Below are 4,193 nucleotides of genomic sequence, written 5' to 3'. Positions count from 1 at the left end.
GTTCACAATTACGAGGATGCGAAGAAGTCGGATTTGACGAAGTTCAGCCGCTTTCACCGGGGAATGTTGGAGCACGGAATTTATCTTGCTCCTTCGCAGTTTGAGGCGGGATTTACTTCTTTGGCTCATACTGACGAAGATATCGATCGAACTTTGGCTGCAGCGCGCGAAGTTATGGCAAGTATTTAACGTGTGTAGTAAGGACGTTCGTCCTTAAAACTCAGGAATAAATGATTAAAGTCCTTGCTGTTTGTTGGCAGTAAGGACTTTAATTTTTAAATGCTTTATCCAAATAAAGTCCTGAATCATACAGACTATTCAGGACTACCTTTTAATCAGGTTTACAAGCTTTTTTAGTAAATTTGTACGGGGGAATTCCTGTTTAATGCTGTAAGGGAATTACAAATTAGTAATTATAGGAACTCTCTACTTTGTGGTAGCAATCCCTAACTTAGCTCCCTTAATTCGGCGTAATCGATCCATAACTTCCACCACATTTCCGTGATTGACGCTTTTATCGGCATTCAGCACAATTAAGGGGGTCGGATTTGACCCCATCACTTGTCGCACCGTACTCTCAATCTGCTCTAAGTTGACTACCTTTTTATCAACCATGAATTTTCCCTGAGCATCAAGCGTGACGGTAATTTTAGCAGGCGATTCCTGAACTTGAGAGGTTGATGCTTTCGGCAAATTTACTGGCAGACCTTCGGATTTGGATAAAGACAAAGAGGAAACAATGAAAAACGTCAATATGGCGAAGGTTACATCAATCAGTGGCACGATGTTGATCTGGGGAATACTATCAGGTTCATCGGGTAGGCGCATAGTTAGATTCTCTTGGTAGTTTTTCGTAGTAGTGACGGTACAATAGCTCTAGCTGGCCTCCGGCTTCCTGCATAAAAGCTATCTGCTGTAAGTAAAACCCACGAAACATATTGGCAAATACGAGCGTAAAGATTGCCACCACTAACCCCATTGCCGTAGAAACGAGGGCTTCGCTAATCCCCCCGGTAACGCCCGCGGCATTGGTGCCTGCAGCATCTCCGATTTTGAGGGAGTCAAAGGTGGTAATTAAGCCCAAAACAGTTCCGAGCAACCCAAATAACGGGGAGAGGGTGATAATGGTGTCAAATATTGTATTGAATCGCTTCAAAACGGGGATTTCTGCCTGAGCTGCACTCTCTAAGACCAAACGAAATTCTTCGATGTTGGGCGAGTCTAATTCTAATGCTTCCAAAAAAATTCTGGCTAAGGGCAAATCAGCGTTTACTTGTAACTTTTTGATGGCGGAATCCGGGTTTTGACTGTAAAGTTTTAGCACTTCCCGGACGACCCGCCGCTGTCGCCGATTCACTTTAAACCAAAAGACAAGACGCTCTAAAATCAGTGCGACTGCTGCGATTGACGAGGCAAGCAGCGGCCAAGAAACAATGCCCCCAGCGCGAAAAATGTAAATGAAATTATCCATTAGTTTGTATTCTCGTTAGCTGTGTTGAGTGATCGCAAGCTGCCTAATGGTGCAATTAGCCCGATCGAAGGCTGGTACAATTTTTGCGTCAAGTCGGCACAAGTGATTCAGGCTGCGAATTGTTTCACTCAAGCGCGATCGCGATCGCACAAACGCACTACCTGTATGTGACTATCTTCGTCTGTACCCAAAATGCTCCTAATGTGATCCCGACCGAGATCGCGACAGATTGTTCTGCCAGTGATTCTTTGCTAAATATTTGTGTTAGGACTTGACAATAATCTTCAATAATTTAAAAGATTCTCAACTAGGTTTCCACAAAAATCAGGGTTTGTCAAGTCACGATCCACCTTTCTATATAATAATTACCTATTAAATTTAAAATTAAACTTAATTTTCCTTATCAATAAATTTTTAGGAAAAGCTTGAGAATGTGGAAATTTGTTGGTATATTACGGGCTAGAGCATTGCAGTTAAGGCATTTTTGAACCTTGCCCTACCAGAATCCGAACATTGACAGAGCCCATAAGAGCAAGGTAGACGCCCCCAAAGGAAATGCTGATTGGTAGCGTCTAGTCACTATCTCAAAATTAAATAATGAAAATTAATTGCAAGAGTCTTGAACAGGGTGACAGTCTTCTTATAGGATGGGTAGGTTCATAATTGATAGCAAGCTCAACCGACACTTGGTAGCTTGTTTCGGGTTATGTGGGGGAGCCAGCGAGGACGTTGCCAACCCATCCATCAAGGAGATTGATAAGCCATGAGTTTTTCAAATATTTCGGCGACGCAAAGAGAACAACAAGAAGAAGCTCTCAAAAAAATTCTGGCGCTCAGTCTGTTAGGCTCAGCCTTCCTGCACGGTGTCGCCCTGCCGTTGAGCCTCAACTTGGTCAAACCTGCTGAATTTGCAGAGGAGCCCATTGAAGTTGTTGTGCTTGATGAACCGAAAGTAGAGGAAATCCAGCCAGAGCCGACTATTCCAGAAAAGGTATCTCCCCCGCCTGACACTTTCAAACCAGAACCGCCACCAGAGCCAGCTCCCCCAGAGGAGTCACCCGTAGCGGTAACGCCCCCGCCGATTCCAGAGGAGCCACCCGTAGCGGTAACGCCACCGCCGATTCCAGAGGAGCCTCCAGTAGCGGCAACGCCCCCGCCGATTCCAGAGGAGCCACCCGTAGCAGCAACGCCACCACCGATTCCAGAGGAGCCACCCGTAGCAGCAACGCCACCACCAATTCCAGAGGAGCCACCCGTAGCGGTAACGCCCCCACCAGAGATTAAGAAAGAGCTGCCATTAACGGAAACTACGCCACCAACTCCAGTGGAGCCTTCCCCTCTACCTAAACAAAATTTAAATTCCCCAGAAACTCCTAAAACCCCGATCGCCAAGGAACCCGAAACCCCTTCGCCCGATCCTCCAAAAAGCGAACCACCCGTTACCGCCTCCCGCCCCAAGAGTGCTGGGAGTCCCCCAGACTTTACAAAAGATGCTGGAAATCCCAACTCCTCAGACAGCCCTGAAAACCAGCCGCCTGCTTCGGCGGGTAGCGGGGAACCTTCCTCAGAGCCATTAAATCCTTCTTCCGGGCCGATACAGCGATCGCCCGCGGCTGGCTCACCAGTCACAGCTACTAGGCCAGGAGGCGGCGGCAATTCTGGAAATGCGATCGGAGGTTTAGGAAACCTTGCCTCTGGTGGCCCCGGAGGCGGAGGCCCTGGAGGCGGAGGTCCTGGAGGTGGAAGCCCTGGAGGAAGTGCGTCGAACTCACCATCTGGCGCCAGCGCAAATGGTGACCTACCTTCCTCAGAGCCATTTGGCGATGGTTCCGGGCGATTGGGAAGATCGGCGACGGCTGGCTTACCAGGCCCTGGAGGCGGAGGTCCTGGAGGCGGAGGCCCTGGAGGCGGAGGTCCTGGAGGCGGAGGTTCTGGAGGCGGAGGTCGTGGAGGCGGAGGCTCTGGAAGCGGTTCCGGGCCAGTGCCAAAACCGACAAATCCAGGAAGAGGGGGGAGTCCTTCGCGCCCTCCCGGCACGCCTATGGGCACTTGCATTAGTGGCTGCGGTAAACCTAACTATCCGAGCGCAGCCAGAGAAGAAGGGCGCCAAGGCCAAGTGGAACTCATTTGTGACATTGACCCCAACGGTAAGACAGTCAACATCAAGATATTGACTCCTAGCAAATACAACGACTTGAATCGCGCAGCGATGAAAACAGTAGAAGAAAGGAAATATGCCCCATCAGAGAGTGGTCTTCAAGGAGAAAGAATTGTCATTATCTTCCAGCTCACTGACTAGGGATTTTTTTGATACTCTAGCAATTTGGCTGGGAATTCTATAGCACCTTCCAAGGAATAGCAAAGTTAAAAGTTGAATTTTTTGTGAATTATGAATTTGGGAATGTCGTCAACAATATTAAGTAAACTTCAGCGAGTTGGACTCGTTCTATTACTTGGTTCCAACTTGGGAATGGCTTTGTTGTTTGCCAACCCTCACAGCGCAATGGCAGGAGTAATTACTTTACCCGATGGCGGACGTTGCGAGGGAGAATTGAGTGAGGGAAAACTTAGCGGCCCCGGCAATTGTCAATATGCCAACGGCGATCGCTACGAAGGCCAATTTCTCAACGGCAAACCTCACGGTAAAGGCATCTATACCTTTAAAGAAGAAGGTCGATACCAAGGAGAATTTGCCGATGGTGAATTCAACGGTCAAGGTGTC

Annotated in this window: 4 protein-coding genes and 2 pseudogenes; 4 read left to right on the top strand and 2 right to left on the bottom strand. The window is 48.2% G+C overall.

Translation table 11 applies throughout. The features are described from left to right. Nucleotides 1-189, top strand: a pseudogene (locus tag QUA38_RS27720) (aspartate aminotransferase family protein); the annotation flags it as partial. A gap of 237 nt (nucleotides 190-426) precedes the next feature. Here QUA38_RS27720 and QUA38_RS27715 read toward each other — a convergent pair. Further along, nucleotides 427-828, bottom strand: coding sequence for a biopolymer transporter ExbD (locus QUA38_RS27715; protein ID WP_333167562.1), 402 nt, complete (start codon nucleotides 826-828; stop codon nucleotides 427-429). Next, a complete protein-coding gene (locus QUA38_RS27710) occupies nucleotides 812-1,471 on the bottom strand; it encodes a MotA/TolQ/ExbB proton channel family protein (RefSeq protein WP_333167560.1) in 660 nt (219 codons plus the stop codon). Before QUA38_RS27710 ends, QUA38_RS27715 begins: the two co-directional genes overlap by 17 nt. A gap of 24 nt (nucleotides 1,472-1,495) precedes the next feature. Here QUA38_RS27710 and QUA38_RS27705 point away from each other — a divergent pair, with 24 nt between their 5' ends. From QUA38_RS27705 to QUA38_RS27695, 3 genes and pseudogenes are all read left to right on the top strand, one after another. Next, nucleotides 1,496-1,642, top strand: a complete 147-nt coding sequence (locus tag QUA38_RS27705; protein ID WP_333167558.1) for a hypothetical protein — start codon at nucleotides 1,496-1,498, stop codon at nucleotides 1,640-1,642. A 592-nt stretch (nucleotides 1,643-2,234) separates the two neighbouring features. Next, the gene (locus tag QUA38_RS27700) at nucleotides 2,235-3,770 is read left to right on the top strand and encodes a TonB family protein (RefSeq protein WP_333167555.1); all 1,536 of its coding nucleotides are present in this window, start codon (nucleotides 2,235-2,237) and stop codon (nucleotides 3,768-3,770) included. Nucleotides 3,771-3,872: 102 nt separating this feature from the next. Then, nucleotides 3,873-4,193 (top strand): annotated as a pseudogene (locus tag QUA38_RS27695) (hypothetical protein); the annotation flags it as partial.

This window comes from Microcoleus sp. Pol12B4, assembly GCF_036701385.1.
GTDB lineage: Bacteria > Cyanobacteriota > Cyanobacteriia > Cyanobacteriales > Microcoleaceae > Microcoleus.
This window is presented reverse-complemented; position numbering and strand designations above follow the sequence as displayed.